This is a genomic window from Acinetobacter sp. NIPH 284 (assembly GCF_000369425.1).
GTDB lineage: Bacteria > Pseudomonadota > Gammaproteobacteria > Pseudomonadales > Moraxellaceae > Acinetobacter.
Genome location: NZ_KB850009.1, coordinates 1 through 22,513, shown reverse-complemented (window position 1 = coordinate 22,513; position 22,513 = coordinate 1). Strand labels below are relative to the sequence as shown.

Annotated in this window: 17 protein-coding genes, 1 rRNA gene and 1 pseudogene; 5 read left to right on the top strand and 14 right to left on the bottom strand. The window is 38.7% G+C overall.

What is annotated here, in order from left to right; all coding sequences use genetic code 11:
* Window positions 1-171: 171 nt before the first annotated feature.
* From pta to F908_RS00885, 3 genes are all read right to left on the bottom strand, one after another.
* Entirely contained in the window at window positions 172-2,307 is a 2,136-nt protein-coding gene (gene pta / locus F908_RS00895; RefSeq protein WP_005156174.1) for a phosphate acetyltransferase, read from the bottom strand.
* A gap of 32 nt (window positions 2,308-2,339) precedes the next feature.
* Window positions 2,340-3,515: an acetate/propionate family kinase gene (locus F908_RS00890; protein ID WP_005156171.1), complete on the bottom strand. Its 1,176-nt coding sequence runs from the start codon at window positions 3,513-3,515 to the stop codon at window positions 2,340-2,342.
* Window positions 3,516-3,812: 297 nt separating this feature from the next.
* Window positions 3,813-5,078 (bottom strand): glutamate-5-semialdehyde dehydrogenase, encoded by a 1,266-nt coding sequence (locus tag F908_RS00885; RefSeq protein WP_005156167.1) that lies wholly within the window; start codon window positions 5,076-5,078, stop codon window positions 3,813-3,815.
* 344 nt (window positions 5,079-5,422) lie between these two features.
* On the opposite strand from F908_RS00885, the gene F908_RS00880 reads away from it, so the two are divergent.
* Window positions 5,423-6,733, top strand: coding sequence for an alpha/beta fold hydrolase (locus F908_RS00880; RefSeq protein ID WP_005156164.1), 1,311 nt, complete (start codon window positions 5,423-5,425; stop codon window positions 6,731-6,733).
* A gap of 60 nt (window positions 6,734-6,793) precedes the next feature.
* On the opposite strand, the gene F908_RS00875 is transcribed toward F908_RS00880, so the two are convergent.
* Both F908_RS00875 and nagZ read right to left on the bottom strand, forming a co-directional pair.
* Window positions 6,794-7,636 (bottom strand): class I SAM-dependent methyltransferase, encoded by an 843-nt coding sequence (locus F908_RS00875; RefSeq protein WP_005156161.1) that lies wholly within the window; start codon window positions 7,634-7,636, stop codon window positions 6,794-6,796.
* Window positions 7,637-7,770: 134 nt separating this feature from the next.
* Window positions 7,771-8,790 carry a beta-N-acetylhexosaminidase gene (gene nagZ / locus F908_RS00870; protein ID WP_005156157.1) on the bottom strand — a complete coding sequence of 340 codons (1,020 nt, stop codon included), beginning with the start codon at window positions 8,788-8,790 and terminating at the stop codon, window positions 7,771-7,773.
* Window positions 8,791-9,030: 240 nt separating this feature from the next.
* On the opposite strand from nagZ, the gene F908_RS00865 reads away from it, so the two are divergent.
* Window positions 9,031-11,214 carry a carboxy terminal-processing peptidase gene (locus F908_RS00865; protein WP_005156156.1) on the top strand — a complete coding sequence of 728 codons (2,184 nt, stop codon included), beginning with the start codon at window positions 9,031-9,033 and terminating at the stop codon, window positions 11,212-11,214.
* 61 nt (window positions 11,215-11,275) lie between these two features.
* Here F908_RS00865 and F908_RS00860 read toward each other — a convergent pair whose 3' ends face one another.
* The 5 genes from F908_RS00860 to hflX form a co-directional block, all read right to left on the bottom strand.
* Complete coding sequence (locus F908_RS00860) at window positions 11,276-11,722, bottom strand: DUF2147 domain-containing protein (RefSeq protein WP_005156153.1); 447 nt, start codon at window positions 11,720-11,722, stop codon at window positions 11,276-11,278.
* A gap of 236 nt (window positions 11,723-11,958) precedes the next feature.
* On the bottom strand, window positions 11,959-12,402 hold the full coding sequence (locus F908_RS00855) for a DUF2147 domain-containing protein (RefSeq protein ID WP_171063525.1): 444 nt from the start codon (window positions 12,400-12,402) through the stop codon (window positions 11,959-11,961).
* 86 nt (window positions 12,403-12,488) lie between these two features.
* On the bottom strand, window positions 12,489-13,157 hold the full coding sequence (locus F908_RS00850) for an LrgB family protein (protein ID WP_005156147.1): 669 nt from the start codon (window positions 13,155-13,157) through the stop codon (window positions 12,489-12,491).
* Between the two features lie 12 nt (window positions 13,158-13,169).
* Window positions 13,170-13,532, bottom strand: a complete 363-nt coding sequence (locus F908_RS00845) for a hypothetical protein (protein ID WP_004660470.1) — start codon at window positions 13,530-13,532, stop codon at window positions 13,170-13,172.
* A 43-nt stretch (window positions 13,533-13,575) separates the two neighbouring features.
* A complete protein-coding gene (gene hflX / locus F908_RS00840; RefSeq protein WP_005156144.1) occupies window positions 13,576-14,904 on the bottom strand; it encodes a ribosome rescue GTPase HflX in 1,329 nt (442 codons plus the stop codon).
* A gap of 404 nt (window positions 14,905-15,308) precedes the next feature.
* Between hflX and F908_RS00835 the strand changes: the two genes are divergently transcribed.
* The gene (locus F908_RS00835; protein WP_005156139.1) at window positions 15,309-16,121 is read left to right on the top strand and encodes a lysophospholipid acyltransferase family protein; all 813 of its coding nucleotides are present in this window, start codon (window positions 15,309-15,311) and stop codon (window positions 16,119-16,121) included.
* A gap of 16 nt (window positions 16,122-16,137) precedes the next feature.
* Here F908_RS00835 and F908_RS00830 read toward each other — a convergent pair whose 3' ends face one another.
* On the bottom strand, window positions 16,138-17,703 hold the full coding sequence (locus tag F908_RS00830) for a phospholipase D-like domain-containing protein (RefSeq protein WP_416201901.1): 1,566 nt from the start codon (window positions 17,701-17,703) through the stop codon (window positions 16,138-16,140).
* A gap of 168 nt (window positions 17,704-17,871) precedes the next feature.
* On the opposite strand from F908_RS00830, the gene F908_RS00825 reads away from it, so the two are divergent.
* Window positions 17,872-18,882, top strand: coding sequence for a metallophosphoesterase (locus tag F908_RS00825; protein ID WP_005156137.1), 1,011 nt, complete (start codon window positions 17,872-17,874; stop codon window positions 18,880-18,882).
* A 48-nt stretch (window positions 18,883-18,930) separates the two neighbouring features.
* Here F908_RS00825 and F908_RS00820 read toward each other — a convergent pair whose 3' ends face one another.
* The 3 genes and pseudogenes from F908_RS00820 to F908_RS00810 all read right to left on the bottom strand — a co-directional run bounded on the left by F908_RS00820 (window position 18,931) and on the right by F908_RS00810 (window position 21,120).
* Window positions 18,931-19,410 carry an outer membrane lipoprotein YfiB gene (locus tag F908_RS00820; RefSeq protein WP_005156135.1) on the bottom strand — a complete coding sequence of 160 codons (480 nt, stop codon included), beginning with the start codon at window positions 19,408-19,410 and terminating at the stop codon, window positions 18,931-18,933.
* Between the two features lie 50 nt (window positions 19,411-19,460).
* Window positions 19,461-20,641, bottom strand: a pseudogene (locus F908_RS00815) (diguanylate cyclase domain-containing protein).
* A 5-nt stretch (window positions 20,642-20,646) separates the two neighbouring features.
* Window positions 20,647-21,120, bottom strand: coding sequence for a regulatory sequestration protein YfiR (locus F908_RS00810; RefSeq protein WP_034602573.1), 474 nt, complete (start codon window positions 21,118-21,120; stop codon window positions 20,647-20,649).
* A 560-nt stretch (window positions 21,121-21,680) separates the two neighbouring features.
* Here F908_RS00810 and F908_RS00805 point away from each other — a divergent pair.
* Window positions 21,681-22,513, top strand: a 16S ribosomal RNA gene (locus F908_RS00805); the annotation flags it as partial.

Below are 22,513 nucleotides of genomic sequence, written 5' to 3'. Positions count from 1 at the left end.
ATGAATGTGGGAGTTTTAGCTTAGATTTGGCTAAAGGTCTAAATAGGCAGGAGACGTGTTGAAATTTTTAGTTTTCCTTATGTGTGGCTGGCCGCATGGAAAAACAAGTCTAATAAAAAACCATCTACTTTTTATCTGGTAGATGGTTTTTTATAATATCAGGATCGTGATTTAATCCTGTTGCGCTGCCTGAATCGCCGTTAAGGCAATGGTAAACACAATATCATCAACCAAAGCACCGCGAGACAAATCATTTACGGGCTTGTTTAAGCCTTGTAGCATTGGACCGACACTGACCACATTCGCTGCACGTTGTACTGCTTTATAGGTGGTGTTACCAGTATTGAGATCAGGGAAAATAAATACATTGGCACGACCCGCAACTTTAGATTCAGGTGCTTTTTGACGTCCAACGCTTTCAACTGAAGCCGCATCGTATTGTAGAGGCCCATCAATCAGTAAATCAGGACGACGTTGTTGGGCGATCTTGGTTGCTTCAGCCACTTTTTCAACATCGGCACCTGCGCCTGACGTACCTGTTGAATAACTAATCATGGCAATACGCGGATCAAGACCAAAGGCTTTAGCAGAGTCTGCAGATTGAATCGCAATTTCAGCAAGCTGTTCAGCATTTGGATCTGGATTAATTGCACAATCGCCGTAGACATAAACTTCATCAGGCAACAACATAAAGAAGATTGATGAAACTAATGAGTAGTTCGGGGCTGTTTTAATCAATTGAAATGCAGGTCGAACGGTATTGGCAGTGGTATGAATTGCGCCAGATACTAAGCCATCGACTTGATCAAGTGCTAACATCATTGTACCAAGGACTACAGTATCTTGGAGCTGTGCTTTTGCTTGTAATGCATCTAGCTTACCTTTGCGTAATTCAACCATAGGTTCAATATATTGGTCACGAATACTATCGGGATCAATAATTTGCAGATCAGCTGGAAGCTGAATACCACGTGCTTTAGCAACTTCAGCAACAGCTTCAGGTTTCGCTAATAAAATACATTCAGCAATACCACGTGATTGGCAAATCGCTGCGGCTTGTACAGTACGAGGTTCATCACCTTCAGGTAGTACAATGCGTTTTTTCGCAGCAATCGATTTTTGTACCAGCTCGTAGCGGAATGCAGATGGAGATAATCGTGGATTCAGGTTGTTCTGGGTATGTTGATCGAGCCAACTATTATCAAGATGGCTTGAAACAAAACGCGTCACTTGTTCAGCACGCTCAATATCATCTACGGGAATTTCATTGCCAAAATGATATAGGCGTTGTGCTGTTTCTAATGTGTCTAGCGAAGTGTGTAAAATTGGTAGACCTTGTTTAATAGCACCTTGGCAGAATTCTAAAATATTCGCGGCTGGAGCGGCTTGTTCAGCTAAAACTAAACCCGCCAAAGGAATTCCATTACTGCTTGCAAGACTTGCTGCAAGTAGGGCATCTGTACGTTGAGATGCACTAATGATGAGTTCGCCAGCAACAAATTTATGTAATTCGGCTTCAATATCCGATGCGATTAAACTGGTATGTAAAATACGGCGTTGTTTTGCTTCACCCTCATTTAACCAAGTACCATTAACAACAGTGGCAATATCTAAGCTACGCGGTACGCTGAGAATATTACTGAATGGCACTAAACCAATGATAGGTAATTCACTTGTGCCAATAAAACGATTGTAACGTTGTAATTGTATTGAAAATTCAGCAATTTGCTTATCTAAACGCAAACTTGGATCAAGTGTGACAGGAATTGCTGCTGTACCTTCAGGAAGACCTTTGGTTCGCATAAATAAAATGCCTGTGGTGCGCGGTGATGCAGCACCTCCGAATTGACGCAAATGTGCATCAACTTTTTCAGCTGTTTTACGTGGGTCAGCTAAATCTGCTGTGCTGACCAAAACGACTTGGGCATCGAGTGCTTGTGCAAGTGCGGCATTAATTTCATTGGCAAAGTGATCTTGTCCATTTGGAACAAGTCCTTCTACAATAATCACATCATGATTGGCTGAGATTTTACGATGCAGTGCAACAGCTTCTTCGAGTAGCTCATCTGTTTCGCCTAAACCAAGAAGCTGGGTGAGCTTTTCATAAGCAATCGGTTCAACAGATTGATGTTGAAATAAATGACGATAAAGTGTTGCAGTACGATCAACGGTTGAATCTGCTAATTGAGAAAATGGTTTAAGAAAACCAGCATTAATCCCTTTACAGTCTAAAGCGTAGATCATTCCTAAACAGGCAGATGTAAGACCAACCCCTTCACCTGTTGGAATCAGTAAAATCGTATTCATAAGAACCTTAAAATTTATCTAAATTTTGTGAATTAAGCGAGCTGTTCAATGACTTGACGCGTTTCTTTCGCAATGCGTCCTTCTTCGTCTGTAGGTACAACCCAAATCTGTGGACCTGTACCATTATCGATTCGACCTTCAGTGCCGCGTGCTAAGGCATTATTTTTTTCTGCACTAAATTCCAAACCAAAGTGTGGTAGATAAGCCAAGGTTTTTTCACGAACATAAGCTGAGTTTTCACCGATTCCACCCGTGAAAACTAAACCATCTAAACGCGGTAAACCACAGCTCAAAGCAGATAATGATTTTGCTAAACGATAGCAGAATACTTCAATCGCCAGTGTTGCTCCTTCATGACCATTACCCGAAGCTTCAACTAAAGTGCGCATGTCGTTTGACAGACCAGATAAGCCAAGCAAGCCACTTTCTTTATTCAACATACTGTCAATTTTCTGGATACTCCAGCCTAAATTACTTGCAAGGAATAAATGTAGGCTTGGGTCAACATCACCACTACGTGTACCCATCACTACACCTTCTAATGGAGTCATGCCCATAGAAGTATCAAGACTTTGACCATTCCAAACCGCACAAGTTGAACTACCATTGCCTAAGTGAGCACTGAGCCAGCCCCCTTGATTTTTTGCACCTGCGAGTTCACTTGCACGTTCAGTCACATAAGCGTGGCTTGTTCCATGAAAACCATAGCGACGGACATGGTGTTCAGTATATAAATTTTGTGGTAGAGCATAACGATACGCGTGTTCAGGCATGGTTTGATGGAATGCAGTGTCAAATACAGCAACCTGAGGTAATTCAGGGAACAAACGCATGGTTGCTTCAATCCCAATCAAATGTGCAGGATTGTGCAAAGGTGCAAGTGGTGTTGCAGCTTCGATGCGGCTTACAATTTCAGGTGTTAATAGTTCTGCTTTGGTTAAATTGCCACCATGAACAACACGATGACCGATCGCTTGTGGATTGTAGTTCGCTAAACGTGCAAGAAGAGTTTCAAGTGCTTTGGCGTGATCTGCATGTGGAATCGAAAGTTCAAGTGGTTCACCACCAATCGTAACGCCTTTGATCCGTGCTTCAGCAGAACCTAAGTTTTCTGCTAATCCATAAATACGATCTTCACGGCGTTCTGAGATAAGCGCGTATTTGATTGAAGATGAACCACAGTTAATTACAAGTACAGATTTAGCCACGTTTGAACACCTAACAAATTTTGAATTTTATGACGAACACTTTTGATCTTGCTGCAACGTGTCGAGCACAGCAATCACGTGCAATGTTTTAACATGGGTTGTCATATTGGCGAAGATAGACTTTAGCCTATACAACTGATTTATAATTGAATCTAATGATTATAGAGTGTAAATACAAACTTCTTAGGATGAATCTGTTTGTTTTGATCAGGGTTTTTGTATGAAAATATGTAAAAACACGATAAAGATCAAATAAATGAGCTTTACCGTGCAGCGTTTTACTTGGATCTAAATGCCTTATTGGCGTATTTGACCATCACCAAATACGATCCATTTCTGAGAGGTTAGACCTTCCAGACCAACTGGACCGCGTGCATGAATTTTGTCTGTTGAAATTCCTATTTCTGCACCTAGGCCATATTCAAAGCCATCAGCAAAGCGGGTTGAAGCATTGATCATCACTGAACTTGAATCAACTCGTGCGAGAAACTCACGTGCTAGACTAAAGTTTTCAGTAATAATCGCATCGGTATGATGAGAACCATATTTATTAATATGTTCGATTGCTTCATCCATACCTGTAACGACTTTGATTGCAAGAATAGGACCTAAATATTCAGTGTACCAATCTTCTTCGGTGGCTGTTTTAACAGACTCACCTAAGATACGTTGTGTTTCCGCACAACCTCTTAGTTCAACTTGTTTATCTGCATATAGTTCAGCAATACTTGGTAGGAAATCTTCTGCAATTTCTTCATCAACAAGTAATGTTTCCATCGCATTACATACGCCATAACGATGTGTTTTTGAGTTGAGCGCAATTGGTAATGCTTTTTGTAAATCTGCTTGTGCTTCAACAAAAACATGGCAATTGCCATCTAAATGCTTGATCACAGGAATACGTGCTTCATTCGTTACACGTTCAATCAAGCTTTTACCGCCACGAGGAACAATGACGTCTACAAATTCAGTCATTGTGATTAAATGACCTACTGCTGCGCGGTCAGGTGTGTCAATCACTTGAACAGCATGTTCAGGTAAGCCAGCAATTTGTAAACCATGCTGAATTGCGATTGCAATTGCTTTATTCGATTCAATTGCTTCTGAACCACCGCGTAGAATAATGGCATTTCCTGACTTTAGTGCTAATGATGCGGCTTCAAGGGTAACATTCGGTCTCGATTCGTAGATCATACCGATTACACCTAAAGGAACCCGCATTTTACCCAGTTGAATACCTGATGGACGGTAAGCTAAATCCGTAATTTCGCCGATTGGGTCAACAAGTGCAATAACATCTTTTAACCCTTGTAGCATGCCTTTAAAGCGAGCAGGAGTGAGTTCAAGACGATCAAGGAGGGCAGAATCTAATTGACGTTGGTGACCATTTTGCATATCAATTTGATTGGCTGCCAAAATTTGTGCTTGATTATTTTCTAAAGCAGTATAAATTGCAGACAGAGCATGGTTCTTTAGATGCGTTGATGCGCTCATTAAGATACGAGACGCTTTGCGTGCCTGAGTACCAACCTGTTGCATATAGTTTTGAATAGAATCTTGCATAGCATTTTGACGATTGCATATATTTATAATGATAGTAACAGTCAAATGCTGAACAATGAATAGGCTGAACTGATAATTCAAAAAATTATAGATTGTAAATTTTGAGTAGCTCTTTTGATTTAAAATTGAATTTACAAGCTGATTACATATTTTGAAAAATATTATTGATCTAAACAAGATAAGTGGTTAAGGAAATGATTGCGTATAAATCATGCATTTGTATAGAATGAAAAATGTATAGGATAAATGTAATACAAATTTTATAAATTTGTTAACTTGTAACTAGAACTCACTAAAAATGAGACTAATTACAGCAAAAAAATAAACAAGGATGGAGGAAGGATATGAATTCCATAATCCAAATGGACTCGGATTTAAATCATACCTACACAGGGTTTGGTTTTTTCGACATATACAATAAAAACAGTTTTAAACAACCAGCGCGTACTACATGGATAGATGGTTGGAAAATTGAATATATGGCAATTGCAGATCCTAAGACGATCTACAACACGCCAATTGTAATTGTCGGGGGCGCATTTCAAAATTTTAACTCTTATAAGTATTGTGTTGAGCAACTCTTTGAGAGTGGTCCTGTCATATTGATTGATTTACCATCAATGGGCGCAAATCAGCAGATTCGAAATGTGGATACAGGCGAGTCAGCTGGAATTCTTGAATTACCAGATTTATCAAAAATGTTGGGTCAATGGCTTGATATTGTTGGGATTGATAAAGTTTCTGTCATGGGTATGTCGTTGGGTTCAGTTGTTGCATCTTCATTTGCACACCAACGTCCTGAACTGATTGATCGTATGGTCTTGATGGGTGTGATGCAAAAAACCCGTAAAAGCTGGCGTATGTTGCTCGAGGAATCTTTACACTTGATGCGTGAAGATCGTATGGAGGAGTTTGGGCAAGCAGTTATTTTGTATCTTGTGAATCATGCCAAGCTTGATAAAACGCGGATGTCTCCAACGGCAAAACGTTTATTCTTTAGACAGATGGCAGAGTTTACTGCAACTGAACGTGAGCGTTACGAGATTAATTGCAATCGACTACTCCGTTTAAGCAATGTACCTGTTGCGCAGTGTAAAACTCTCGTTGCAGCAGGGCAGTACGATAGCTTTACTTTGCCACATGAAAATGCTGACTTTGCTTTGCAATGTAATAATATGGAATTTGCATTAATTGCCAATGCAGACCATGTTCCACAATTACAACGCCGCAAAGAAACGATGACGCTTTTTACTACGTTTTTAAAGGGAGAATCCATCGACAATCTTGATGGTGTTATTCCAATGAACCGCGAACAGATGAAAAACATTGAGCGTCGTGGTGAAGAACGTATTCCTGTTTTAAAACCAGACACTAAATTATCACATCGACATTCAGATACCGAAGTAGCAGTAAAGATTGTAGATATTACGTTCTTTGGGGTGTATTTAAAACTTGATCATTTGGATCAGCTTGATTTTGTTAGCCAGCATCCACGAGATTTAGCCTTACATTTAGCTGATGAAGAAGGTGAGTTTAAAATAGAATGTTTAACATTTGAGGCAACTGAACAGGGTTTACGTATCTTGTTTAAACACGGTAGTTTCGACGTTGCGGATCGTTTGTCTCGTTTTATTGAGCGTCAGAAACAAATTTAATTATCTTTAATAGAATTTTAAAAGAGAAGTGTTTTGAATTCACTTCTCTTTTTTTGACTTTTATTTATTGGTGGCTTGAATCATCCAAACAAGATCACCCAGATGCTGTTCCTTGTTTTCTAAACGTGTTTGTTCAAAAAATTCTTTAGGTTGAAGCACTTCAACTTGCTTAAAACCGGCTTCATGAAAAAAATTCTCTACCTCAGCTGGTGTTTTAAAGTGGAAGCTAAAAGCACTGCGTGACATTAATTTCAATAAACGACTACTATTCCAGATAATGGTTGCTAATTTATTTTGAGTGGGTTCGGGATAAAGATCGGTTAAATAATGAAGTTCTTTGAAGTCGCGACCATAGATCGCTATTGCTTGAATAAGTTGCTGAAGTAACGGCTTTTCAAAGTAGTTAATTAAGCCTTCACTAATAATCACCAAAGGTCGTTTAGGGTCAAAGACTTTAAATACGTTGGCAAATGCTTCTGTGAATAAATCAACGGATAGGACATCATCAACATGTGGTTCAATTTGTTGTAATGCTGCTTGTTTTGTAGCGGCCATATCAGGTAAGTCAAGCTCACGATAGCAAATTTCTGGGTGATGCTGTCTAAACCACCAACCTCGTGGCGATAAGCCACATGCAATTTCAAGTACTTGTAGGTTTGGATATTGCTGAATCAATTGCTCTAAATGCGTATCAAGCATGGTATGGCGTTGTTTCAAGGTTGTTCGCATACTTCCACCAACATACTTTTCTGCCCAACTTTCAATCGGATGGACTAAGGCTGCTAGTGTTTTTCCTTTAGTTGTCGCTAATGCAGGATGGGAAATGCCCATCTGATACCAAATATAGCCGGTATAGTGTGCAGTAAAAGAAATATGGCGGTGTTTCGAAAGTTGTTGTGTCATCTGTCCTAGACTCAATTTTTTTCATTTTATTCTGTTCCCATGCACAACCCATTTGCGCGAGGAAATTGACCTATTCATTTTTAAATAGATCAATTGGAGATGGTGTGTTAAATCATCTTTTGCTTATTGGCAAGTTAAAACGAATTCTTAAAGTCTTCAATGACTTTTTTTGCGTTCTGCCAACTTTCATCTAAATTTAGTGTCGAACCTACTTGGATGTTTGGAATTTTACCGCGCATACGCTCTAGACGTTGTTGATTTGGTAAAGCCAATTTTTGAATGCCATCTAAAGCTGTACATGCTGCTGTTCGATCATTACACACTAATCCCATATCACAACCCGCATTTAATGCCGCTTGAATACGTGCATCAGCACCACCAGCAACACACGCAGCTTGCATACTCAGGTCATCAGAGAACAAAACGCCGTCAAATTTAAGTTGCTGACGTAAAATATTTTGTAGCCAGAACGGAGAGAAGCCTGCTGGGTTTGGATCGACTTGATCATAAATCACATGCGCTGGCATCAGTGCATCAAGTTGAGGCATCAACTTGATAAAACTTTGCATGTCTTTGTCGTAAATTTCTTGATATGAGCGACTATCAATCGCCGCAGCGACATGTGAATCAGCTTTTACAGAACCATGTCCAGGGAAATGTTTTCCAGTTGTCGCCATGCCTGCTTGTTTCATTCCACGCATAAAGGCATCAGCTAGTGGAACGATGTCTTGCATATTTTTAGCAAAGCTTCGATCACCAATGACATCACTAATATCATTGAGATCTAAGACTGGAGCAAAACTAAAATCGATACCTACAGCGAGAACTTCAGTTGCCATTAACCAACCACACTGTTGGGCTAACTCAATTGCTTGTTCGGGATGATGAACATAATGTTCACCAAGTCGCCCCATTGCAGGTAACAAGGTGAAGCCTTGTCTTAAACGTTGAACACGCCCACCTTCTTGATCGACAGCAATCAGAATATCTGGACGGACTTGGCGCATATGATCAGTTAAAGCACGAACTTGTTGAGGAGACTCAATATTTCGTGCAAATAAAATCATGCCACCGACTTGCGGAGCTTGTAATAGTTCAATATCTTCTTGAGTAAGTTCTGTGCCAGCAACGTCTAGCATCAATGCGCCGATCATATAGATTCCATTTGAATTTTGATGTAAAAAAAGCGATAGCTAAATTGTGCAATGATTTGCTACATTTTGTCAGTACAGAATATGATAAAACTACATGATATTGATGATAAGTGCTTGTTGGTCATTTATTTATAATGATTAACCTGTACTACAGTTTGGTAAAAATATTGAATGAAATATGTTCATATTGATTGTACTAGCATGTAATAATTGCCATATCCAAGGAAGTACCAAAATTTTATGAAACTTCAAATGATAGCGTGTGCAGTTGCAATCGCGACTGGTGGTTTATTTTTTTCTCATACAATGAATGAGGCATTTGCGGCAACGGAAGCTCCTGTTGTTTCAACCGTGATCAAGCCATCACAAGAACAAGCATTGGTCGCACGTCAGTTGGCAACATTAGTTGATCGTCAGCATTATCTGAATATGCGTTTAGATGCTGCGACATCAAATCGTATTTTAGATATGTATTTGGACAGCTTAGATCCAGATCATTCATTATTTCTGAGCAGTGAAGTTTCAGAATATAAAAATAAATATGGTTCAAATTTTGGTAGCTCATTAAAAGCAGGAAACCTAACGGGACCTTTTGCGATTCATGCCCAATATCGTGAACGCTTGAAACAATTCTACGAATTTATGTTGGCTGAATTGAAGAAGCCACAAAATTTACAGCAAAAGGGTGTTTACCTTGATATTGATCGCGAAAAAGCGCCTTATTTTCAGACTTCTGCCGAGCAACAAGCACATTGGCAGAGAATGTTGGTGTCTCAGCTAATTAATTTAACGATTAGCAAAGAAGAAGAGCAAGCGAAGCAAAAGGCTTTGAAAGCTGATCCATCGCTTGCAAATGGTCAGGATTTAACTGGTCCAGAGGATTTAACACCAGTACAAACGCTGACAAAACGTTATACGCGCCAGCTTGAACGTATTGGTCGTGTAAAGAGCGATGATGTTTTAGATAAAACATTAAATGCAATGTTGGCAACTTACGATCCACATAGTAATTATTACCCTCCTATTGATGCGATGGAGTTAAATCGCCAGACCACATTGCAACTTGAAGGCATTGGGGTATCTATTCGCCCAGAACGAGGCAATGAAGATTACACCAAGATTGAAACTATTGTTGAAGGGGGACCAGCGAGTAAATCTGGTCAAATCAAATCAGGAGATCGAATCATTGGCGTTGCCCAAGATGGCGAAAAAATGATTGATGTCATTGGTTGGTCGAGTTCAGAAATTGTTGGATTGATTCGTGGTAAGCGTGGAACTAAAGTAACTGTTCGCTTACTCGGTGCAGGTGCTTCGATGAGCCAAGCACGTAATGTGAGTTTAGTCCGAGATGTGATTCAGGAAGAGGATGCGGGTGTTCGCTCACGTACAGTTGAAATTACACGTGATGGGAAAAAACATCTTTTCGGTGTGATTGAAATTCCATCTTTCTATTTCGATTATCGTTCACGTCGAGCTGGTACAGAATATCGTTCAGTTTCTGAAGATACAGCAAAAGCATTTGAATCGCTCAAAGCAAAGAAAGTAGAAGGTGTTCTGGTTGATTTACGTAATGACCCAGGTGGTTCATTAGAAGAAGTTGCTCGTATGCTGGGTCAGGTGATTAAGTCTGGTCCAGTTGTACAAATTCGGGATGGCAATGGCAATGTGAATGTCTTTGAAGACACTGATGGCGGAGAGCAAATTTATGCTGGGCCAATGGCAGTGCTTGTTAACTTAGCCTCTGCATCTGCGAGTGAGATTTATTCTGCGGCAATCCAAGATTATGAGCGCGGTATTATTATAGGTAGTACCACGACAGGAAAAGGCACCGCTCAGGTTCAATTAGACTCCTTAGCACATGGTCAGGCAACGTTAACTCAACGCAAATTCTATCGTGTCACGGGTGGAAGTACGCAGAACAAAGGCGTGATTCCTGATATCAAACTTGTTGATATTTACAATGAAGAGTTTGGTGAGCGTAAAGCTAAAAATGCATTGAAATGGGATACCATTCCAACAGCTCCTTTCAAGCGCGAAGGTTCTGTGCAACCGTATATTGCTAAGCTTACCCAATCTTCTGAACAGCGGGTGAAAGCTGATTCACAATTTAATTATTTAGAAGCTCGAAAACTGATCGCACAAAAAAGTTCTGATCAGAAGAAAGTTGAGTTAGATATTGCTCAACGTCGAGCTGAGCTAATTGATTTAGAAAAGCAAACACTCAATGCTGAAAATCAGCGTCGTATAGCGACAGGTCAGGCACCTTATGCCAACTGGGAAAGCTATCAGGCTTCGATTGATGCATTAATTGAGTCACGTGCCAAAATGAAAGCTTATGCACGACCAGCATTGCCTGAAGAAGAAACCTTTATTACAGAAGCTGCAAATGTTTTGATTGACTACGCAAAGTTACAAAGCCATTAAACTACAGTTATAGCAATATAAAAAAGCCCTTAAATTGAGGGCTTTTTTATTGATTAGATTTTTAGTTATTCACACGAATCCAGATTTGACTACGACCCAATACTGATACGCCAACATAACCTCGTAAATGTAACCTTTGTCCATTGTTACTTAACTTTGCTGCGAGACTATACATACGACCAGTGTTTGGATCTAAAATTTTTCCATCTGCATAAGACAAATCCTTTTTATACTTCAGTTTAGTAATTACATTTAAGCCTAAGATGGGTTTGTTCGTGTAAGGAGCAGGGCAACCCGTACAGAATTCTTTTGGTGTATAACCTGTTCGCGGGGTAATTTTAATAACTTTACCAATATAAGTTCCATCAGCTTCTTTGATAATTTCAACCTGTCCTTTAGGCGCTCCTGTTACATCGTCAACGCTTTGCCAAGTACCTACGATATCTTGTGCAAAAGTCAGATGGCTAAGACTAAATAAGAAGAAAAACGTAATGAGTTTTGTGTACATGTCTAAGTTACTCAGCCACTATTATTGTCTCTCTATTATTTCGGATTTTTAATCCTAGATTCAATCATTATTTTACAATTGTGTATTTTATTAATAATTGAAATTTCAAGGAATTTTTAAAATTTAATAAAAAAACACCCTTAATTCTGAAAGAAATAAAGGTGTTTTATAGTGCTAAACCGTGACCAATTTGATCAAATACGGAGATGACTGGCGCAATTGATAGCTCTAAAAATTTATTCTGCACGAATCCAAATTTGATTACGACCCAATGCAGATACACCAACATAGCCTCGCAAATGTAAGCGTTTGCCATTAGAACTTAATTTTGCTTTCATACTATAAATTTTGCCAGAATTTGGATCTAGAATACGACCATTAACATAGTTCAGCCCTTCACCTTGTTTTAGGCCTGTCATCACGTCTAAGCCTAAAATAGGTTTATTGGTATATGGTGCTGGGCAGTCTACACACGTTTCTTTTGGTGTGTAACCCGCACGTGGAGTAATCTTTACAATCTTACCCGCATAAGTACCGTTCGCTTCTTTACGAATTTCGACTAAAGCTTTTGGTGCACCAGTTTTGTCATCGATACTTTGCCACATACCTGTAATATCTTCTGCAAAGCTTAGACTACTCATTACAGATAAAATCAACGCACCGAATAATTGTTTTCCCATCATTAAAAATCCCTTTAACGTTTGAACTTTCATTATGTAGGATTTTTGACAACTAGTTCAATATAAATTGACATCTTTGTGACAAATTAAGAAAGAGACAAAATAAAAGTGGGTAGCCATATAGCAGTAAACACACCATTCACAGCCATACCAAAAGCGGCATAACGACCTGTAACAGGACCTCGCTGCCATGCTTGTGCTGTACCAATTGCATGAGCTGCCAAACCTAAAGCTAAGCCTGAAGCCCGTTCATCATGGATATGTTTTAAAATCCACGGAGAAAATGCGGCGCCAATGACTCCAGATAAAATCACAATCAGTGACACCATCATCAGAGGAGCATGTAATAGTGTGGCAATATTCAGAGCAATAGGCGTCGTTACAGCTCGGGTCGCAAAGGCCATAATTGTTGGTTCTGACATGTGTAATAAATATGCAAGTCCCATCGGCAATGCAACTGCACTGATACTTGCAAAACACAAAATGCCAATCATCGATTTAATTGGCAAATCATCATAACGCATTGCAGCTAGAGGGATGGCTAAAGCCACAGTCACATAACCAAGCAAATGATTAAAGACACCATTCACATTATTCATGTACTGTTCATAGGGTATACCCAAAATTGCGAGTAGTCCGATCACAATAAACATCGCAAAAACAATTAATGGAATCTGTGGAATTTTTTTGTTTAAAGGTTTTGCGATGAGATAACTGATTAAGGTAATCACGAATCCATATATAACCATTAACATATTCATGAACTCCTATAACCAGCGTTTCGCCATTTTGGCGTAAATCCACAATGGCAATAAAGTACTCAAGGTTAAGACAAATAAAAAGATTGGAATTTCTTTGCCTAAATGTACCAACATGATCAAAGAGCCAGCACAGATTGGCAAAAATGCAAAAGCACTTTCTTTCATGATTTTGTTGTTGGTATCTATAAGGCGATTGGAGATTTTTCTAAATCTTCTCCAAATTAATAAAGTTGCAAGTAAGCTGATCAGTCCGACGAGATTACCTAATTCTGGGTGATGAAAGACCGTGGTAATTGCAACAGCACCTTCACGAAATACAATAATTAATAGAATCGTGCAAAACCAGGCTGTCCAATCAATTTCTTTCATCTTTTTTCTAACTCTCACTTATAAACGATTATTACATTGATGCTTACTTTTCAAATTCTTCCAAAGGCCTGTGAAATAAAGCTGCTTGGTTTCCAAGAATTTCATCTAATGGTAGATGTGCTTGTTTGATCAGTTGATGCAATTTTTGTGGAGCAATACAAACTGATAAATGCAAATCACCTTGCTCATCATATTGTTCAGTTTGAATGACATTCAGTGTATAAAGTTGTGTGCGTAGTTTACTGTAAGCAGGTTTGAGAACTAAGTAGAAATGTTGTAACTGTCCCATCAGGCATTGTTGAACAGCTTGGCTTAGTAAATCCAATCCCTGTCCAGAATGCGCAGAAACATAAACGCGATCAGGTAAATCTGCTGCTTTATAAATAATTTTTGCCGTATCACCGCTGAGATCAATTTTATTGTAAACATGAAGAATCGGTGCATCGGCACCAATTTCTTTCAGTACAGATTCTACTGCTTCGATTTGTTCCAGCATATTAGGGCTACTGCTGTCAATTACATGCAAAAGTAAGCTTGCTTCTAGTGTTTCTTCTAAGGTCGCTTTGAAAGATTCAATCAAATCATGCTGTAAATTTCTCACAAATCCAACCGTATCTGCGAGTACGACAGTACCAATACCATCCCATTCTAGACGACGTAAGGTTGGATCGAGTGTTGCAAAAAGTTGGTCTGCTGCATAGACATCACTTTGGGCTAAAATATTAAACAGTGTCGATTTACCGGCATTGGTATAACCAACCAAAGAAATCGTTGGAATTGCTGCTTTTTGGCGTGCGGCACGACCTTGTAATCGCGTCTGTTGAACTTTGACCAATTTGTCTTTCAGTTGGGTAATACGTACTTTGATGAGTCGGCGATCAGTTTCAAGTTGTGATTCACCAGGACCACGTAGACCAATCCCACCTTTTTGTTGTTCTAAATTACCTGTGAAGCCTCGAATTAAGCGCGTTGATAAATGCTTAAGTTGGGCAAGTTCAACTTGTAATTTTCCTTCGTGTGTACGCGCTCGTAATGCGAAGATATCTAAAATAAGCCCTGTACGATCAATCACACGACATTTTAGGATTCTTTCTAAATTACGTTCTTGAGCCGGTGAAAGAGAGTGATCAAAGATAACTAATTCAGCTTCTAGCTGCTGAACTAATTCTGCAATTTCATCAACTTTACCTGAGCCAATAAAAAATTTAGCGTCTGGTTTATTTCTTTGTACAGAAATATGTTCAAGAATTTCAGCACCAGCGGATTGAGCGAGCAATCGAAACTCTTCAGCATCAAGGTCATCGAGTAACTGCACAGAAACACTGACTAAAATTGCTCGTTCACCACTTTGTTGCCGCTCAAAAAATTCCACGCTGTTATCATATCCTGAGTATTGAAGCCTTATTCTAGAATAAACTTCAAGCAAAGGGCAAAGGCTTCATGGATTTATATGACATGGTGGTGAAGAAGTTTGATAAAACCAACGAGTGTGCCGATATATAAAATTGACCAGCCCAAAAACATTCTTAAAGCATAGCCATAAGGAATATTCACTTGATTATGAGATGTTGTGTGTTGAGGATTCATCATATGACCTTTTAATTTATTAATTCGATCTATTTATGATATTTAATTTAAAAAACCTTTTAAAATTGAAAATAATTATATTCACATTCGTTTTTTCTCATGGTGGTAACTTTTATAAATAGATACGGGCATGATATAAGTGAGCTAGTTCAATGCAATGTGCATACATGCGTACGGTTTTAATGATTTATGACTCAAGAAGCAACAGCAGCAAATAACACACCATTAAATTTCATCTCTAAATTGAGCTTGTATAGTAAAAAATTAGCCTCAGGTCTAGAAACAATTGGTGAAGGTTTTTATCTCATTTATCGACACGGGTTATACAAAGACCCGAATAATCCAACGAATACGCGTTATGTTCAGTATTTTTGCCGCCGTTTATGCGAAGTTTTTAATATCGAAGTGCAGATTCATGGCACTATTCCACGAGAACCGGCGCTTTGGGTGAGCAATCATATTTCTTGGTTAGATGTTGCTGTACTTGGCTCTGGAGCACGTATTTTCTTCTTAGCAAAAGCAGAAGTCGAAAAATGGCCCATTTTGGGTAATTTAGCAAAAGGCGGTGGAACCTTATTTATTAAGCGAGGTTCTGGTGACTCAATCCGAATAAAAGAACAAATTACAGCGTTTTTAAAACAAGATATTCCAGTTTTGTTTTTTCCAGAAGCCACAACCACAGATGGTCGTCAGGTCAAAAAAGTACATGGGCGCTTATTGGGTGCTGCGATTGATGCGCAACGTCCAGTTCAAATTTGTGTGATTTGCTATGTCAATCAACAAGGTGAATTAGATCTGGTCGCACCATTTATTGGTGAAATGTCTTTTGCAGAACATGTGCAACGTGTTTTAGAAATGCCAAAAGTTACCGCTCATTTATTGACCCTACCTGCAATTCCTGTAACAGACCATACGGTAGATAGCTTAACTAAAGAAGTTGATCGTCAAATGCGAGCAGGGCTGCTTGAGTTACAAAGCAAAGTTTTAAATACTCAGCCATAACAATACTCGCTTTAAATTACATAAAGCCTTCAATCGGCAGCCATGAAATAATTTTCAGTCCTGCCTTTTGCCACCATTTCATTCGAGGTTCTTTGGTGTAGTTGACAGGACCTTGTGGTGTTTCACGTCGCCATGTAATTTTTTTATTGGCATCTAACACTAATTTATAGGCATATTTACTTAGATTTTGATCCATAGTCGCATGAACAGCTTGCGCTAAAGATGGGCTATCTAAAAGCACGCCAATTTCAGTGTTCAGATAAGCAGAGCGTGGATCAAAATTGAATGAACCAATAAAAACTTGCTTTTCATCTAGCGCCATCAGTTTGGCATGTAAACTGGAACGGCTTAGTCCTTTGATATTTACTTTTGCTTTCTTCGCGAGTTCTTCGGTATGTTTATCGAGATCATTTTTATTTAATGCGGGGAGAAACTCATATAGCTGTACACCATGCTCCAGTAAATCCTGACGATATTTTCCATAAAATGCATGAACAACAGCGACATCGTTTGCCTGAAATGAATTTGTGAGCACTCGAACGTCGATTCCATCTTTTGCAAGATCGTTGAGAATTTTAGCCCCCTTTTTTTCAGGGACAAAGTAAGCTGAGATGAGGTCAATATTTTTTTCAGGTTGTTCTAAATGATTAATCAATTGGAAATTAAGGTGTTCTTGTTTTTTGGCTTTTGATTTAATTTTGTCAGGAGAGTCTTTTACAACTTCAGCTTTTACCCAGTTTAAAGGAATATCCCCACTGATAATTGAATCAATTGCCTGTGAGTTGCTAGTCAGATCAAGATAATTCTGTACCGTTGCTCTATTATAATGCTCATCAAGTTGCTGTTTTAGGCTCTCATAGCTCAAGCGATGAGCATTTTGATTGACAATTTCCCTTACATCGTAAGCGTAACTATGATTCCAGTATTCGTCAAAAGATTGTGAAATGTCATTGACCGCTTTGCCAACCAACATCACATCGACATCAGAAAACTGATAGTTATCACTCACGTTGTAGTATTGATTCGTCATATTACGTCCACCAATCAAGGCAACTTGTTGGTCTGCAATAAAACTTTTGTTATGCATTCTGCGGTTGATACGTTTTAAATCTAAAACCATATCAAGCGCACGGTATTTGCGAAAACGATAGGGATTGAATAATTTAACTGCAATATTTGGATGCTGTGCCAGAGCTAAGAAGATTCCTTCAGTTTTCTTTGCATTGTTATCATCAATAAGTAATCGAACTTTGACACCACGATCTGCTGCGCGAATCAGCGCATGCAAAGCAAGAGCACCTACTTTGTCATTGTCCCAAATATAATATTGCAAATCTAAGGTTTTCTCGGCCTTATCAATTAAACGTAGTCGTGCTGCTAACGCTTCTAGGGGTTCAAATAAAACGTGATAACCCGTCAATCCAGGATTTTGTTGTTCTAAAGGCTGAATGATCTGAGCCAAAGTTGTCTGATTTATTTCTAATTGTTGAATGTTAGATTGTTGTATTGGCTCTATATTATGTTTAGGTAGTGTGCTGCATCCTGTGATTGTGATCGCAATACTGCAATAAATCGCAAGCATACTTTTATTGTAAGTAGTTGTACTTATTTTTGTATGTTTACGATTTAGATGAGAAAATTGCGTCATAATCTTTACTGATTAAAAGTTGGACTTGAGTATAGCATTTCATCAAAAATTATAAATATGAGATGCGATGTATGCCCTAATGTCAGATTAATGAGAGTGGTAATGTCGAATTCGGACACAGTTATATTAATTTTCTATATTATTTTTATTGTTCTAGCCTTGTGGGCATTCGCTCAGGCATGGACTCATCAAGCAAGAACTGAAACGATTCATCCTTTTAAAGCTTTTGTACATCTAGCTACATTTTATCTTTCTTATTTGTTAGTTCCTCTCTGGTTTTTTAGCTTGTATGCAGGTTGGTCTGAGTTTTACAGTTTACATCAAAGTATTTTTGTTTTCCTTTTAACGAGCATATTGATTTATGCACGATTTATTGAACCACATATGGTTCATGTTAAACATCATCAATACCGTTTAAATCCGGATCGTGATTTTATTCAACCAGTTAAAGTGGCCTTGATTGCAGATATGCATGTGGGATTGTTTTCTGGTCATGAACGTCAATTAAAAAGTATTGTTAAAAAGTTAAATGAAGCTAAACCAGATATTGTGGTGGTTGCAGGCGATTGGACTTATGAACCTGAGAATCGCTTAATTCAGGAACTCTCAGTACTAAAACAAATTCATGCCCCTGTATATTCTGTCCCCGGTAACCATGATGAGCAGTATCCTGGTCCACCTATACAGACATTATTAAAAGATGCATTAGAGCAGAATAATGTGATTGATATAGAAGGGCAGATTATCGATTTTGATGAGTTTCGCTTAATTGGAATTGGTGATTTATGGGCGGGTAAAGCAAATATGCGATTTATGCCAGACTTACCACAAGATAAACCATGGCTCATTTTATCTCATAACCCTGATACAGTAGATATGGTGCCAGCATTACCTACACGACCATTAATGCTTGCTGGTCATACACATGGAGGGCAAATAGAACTTCCTTGGATTACAACGTATATTATGAAAAAAGTGTCTATCTTAGGGCACAAAAAAGGTTTTTATACACATGAACATGCTGATGTATTTGTAACAGTTGGAACTGGAATGGTTGGCGTTCCATTTCGCTTTCGAGTTCCACCGACGATTGATATTATTGAACTCATATAAATTAAAAAAGCCAACTTTAAATAGTTGGCTTTTTTAAAAAATTACAACCTAAGGAATAATAATAATCGTAACTCGGCGGTTATTCGCGCGGTTCTCGTCAGACGTATTTGGTACGAAAGGTTGGCTTGCACCACGACCAATCACAGTGACATTATTGGGTTTGAAACCCTGATGAATGAAAATCGAAGAAACGCTTTGAGCACGTTCTTCAGACAATTTCTGGTTATATTCAGGATTACCAATATCATCAGTGTGACCCACAACTTTTAATTTTTGCAGATCATACTTGTTCAATTGATTGGCAAGACGAACGATTTCTCTTTGATTTTCAGGTTTAATATCTGCTTTATTAAAGTCGAAAAGTAAACGTTCAGGCAGACCAAGACTCCAACCTTCTTCTGTTAAAACGAAACCTTCTTTTTTTAGCATTTTGACTTGACGGTATTTCAAAGGACCAAAACTTAAACAGCCAGCCAATATTAGGCAAAGTAATGCTACAAAGGAGATCTTGAAAGTGTGAGTGCGCATAACATGTCCTAAATTTCTGGTTTATAAAGAAACCAATGTGGATTTAAATTTTAAGCTTTATACATTGCTTGATCTGCTTGCATGACTAAATCATCTGGATTGTCTGCAAACTGTGAAAAAGCAATCCCTAAACTAAAGCTAAAATGGATAAGTTGACCGTTAAAATCCAAAGGCTCATCACAACTTGCTAGTAAACCTTCAGCGATTGTTTGTAAATGATCAGAATGATGGATGGTATGCAAAATGATTGCGAATTCATCACCACCCAAACGGGAAATAAAGTCTTCTTGTCTGACAGACTGCATTAATCGATTTGCCATTTCTCTTAATACCGCATCCCCAGCAAGATGACCATAATGATCATTAATTGCTTTAAACTTATTATTATCTATGAAAATCAGTGCTGAATTGTGACGAAATTGATTATTTTTAAAAATATTGAGCATTTATTCATAAAAATAGTGTCGATTAGCTAAACCTGTGAGCTGGTCATGGCGAGCTTGAAATGAAAGCTGGAGATTCTCTTTCTGTAAATGAGTATGCCAAACTTGTATTTCTTCTAAGAGCTCATTAAATACTGTATTAAGATTTTGAAACTCTTTAATATGGTTATTTGGAAAACGTAAGTTGTAAGCTTTTTGGTCACTCACTAATTGAGCAATATGGGTTAATGGTTTGATCGCTTGCATGATTTGGCGATAGGTAAGATTAACCGACCATAACAGTGCAATCACAATAAAAAACATTGATATGGCTAGGCCAATAATGATGGTTTTTAAGAAATGTAAAATATTTTCTGAGCTGCCATATAAAACTAATTCGCCGACTTGTTTCTTATGATGAATAACCGTCAGTTTAATTGGATCATGTAGAAACCATTTATCTAATACGCTTTGTAAAAATGATGTGTGGTCGATTTGCTTGGTACTTTCTGCTAATAATTGATGCTCTGGAACATAAACATGAATACTACGAATCGCATGTTCTGTTGTGTAGTCCGCTAAAATTTGATCAATTGCTCCTTTGTCCTTGAAGACAACAGCGGGCTGGATTCGTTCAAGTAGCGTTTGACTTAATAGTTGTAAATTTTGTTTAGCGTGCGTTTCCATTGTGAATATAGAAATTGTTGCAAAAGTACAAGAGCAAATTAAAAAGTAATTGCAAAAATCGTAAATTGAGATTTACGGAATAAAGCATGTAGCGAAGTAGATTGATATAAATTCGAAATCACTTTAATTACTCCGTATTCTTCGCCAAGATTAAGACTCGGGGGTCGATATGAACTTTGGAGTAACTCAAAGCATCTAGATTTACTTTAAATGTAGAAGAGGTCTTTTTGTTGTATAAACAGAAAATACTGCCGATTTCACATGCAGGGTTATTGATACTTAATGAAAGTAATGAACGCGATGGATAAGCTTGAATCAAGTTTTGTTGCTGTTGCGGAGTTGTTGTTGAGAAATACACAACATGACATTCTGTTTTTTGAAAATCTTTTGAATTAACAGCCTGCACCTGATAGTCATATCCAAGTTGTTTAATATTGGACTGAAATTGATTCGAAGCCTCAGCATTATCTATTACACAAATGATTGGGCGAGATGTATTCGACCACTTGCTATAACTCAATATGGTTAATGCTAATTCATAAAAATTATGATTTGAAATGGCGTAACAAATCTGACTCGTAGCGATCAAGGCTAAAAGCAACAGTAATTGTACTTTTTTACTAATAAACCGTATTTTCAATCAAAAATGCCAAAAAATTTGAAGCAAGATGTACATTCTACTTAACTTAATTGTTTAAAAAAAGTTCTTATCGACAAAGAAAATAGACAAAAAGCAACTGAGTTAGTCTAAAAAACGTCCACTTAGATAAAAAAATTAGGGAAGGGGGTTGTGTTGGGAGAGGAATGGTGTAGAATGCACATCCATCGGCGGTGATGCAGATAAAAACTTGTTGATAAACAAGGATTTGGCTAGATTGGTTGGGTTCTTGGATTGATTGGTAAGTTTTAAAAACATCGAAATTACCTGTTGACTTTAGTTTAGATTAGAGTAACATAGCCGACCTGGCTTGATGATGACGAATCATCGAGAAGATCATTAAGAGAATAGAAGAACAACTTGTGTGGATTTTTACTGATTGATCGATCGAAAATATTTCATTGATTGAATGGTGGAAATTTCTCGAAGTTTATTTGAGCGAATTTTTAGTCAGAAAATTGATGAGCCAGATTTAGTACTTTTAGTAAAGTGCAAATGATTTTAAACTGAAGAGTTTGATCATGGCTCAGATTGAACGCTGGCGGCAGGCTTAACACATGCAAGTCGAGCGGGGAGGAGTTGCTTGGAACTTATCTTAGCGGCGGACGGGTGAGTAATGCTTAGGAATCTGCCATTTAGTGGGGGACAACATTCCGAAAGGGATGCTAATACCGCATACGTCCTACGGGAGAAAGCAGGGGATCTTCGGACCTTGCGCTAAATGATGAGCCTAAGTCGGATTAGCTAGTTGGTGGGGTAAAGGCCTACCAAGGCGACGATCTGTAGCGGGTCTGAGAGGATGATCCGCCACACTGGGACTGAGACACGGCCCAGACTCCTACGGGAGGCAGCAGTGGGGAATATTGGACAATGGGCGGAACCCTGATCCAGCCATGCCGCGTGTGTGAAGAAGGCCTTTTGGTTGTAAAGCACTTTAAGCGAGGAGGAGGCTACCTAGATTAATACTCTGGGATAGTGGACGTTACTCGCAGAATAAGCACCGGCTAACTCTGTGCCAGCAGCCGCGGTAATACAGAGGGTGCGAGCGTTAATCGGATTTACTGGGCGTAAAGCGTGCGTAGGCGGCTGATTAAGTCGGATGTGAAATCCCTGAGCTTAACTTAGGAATTGCATTCGATACTGGTCAGCTAGAGTATGGGAGAGGATGGTAGAATTCCAGGTGTAGCGGTGAAATGCGTAGAGATCTGGAGGAATACCGATGGCGAAGGCAGCCATCTGGCCTAATACTGACGCTGAGGTACGAAAGCATGGGGAGCAAACAGGATTAGATACCCTGGTAGTCCATGCCGTAAACGATGTCTACTAGCCGTTGGGG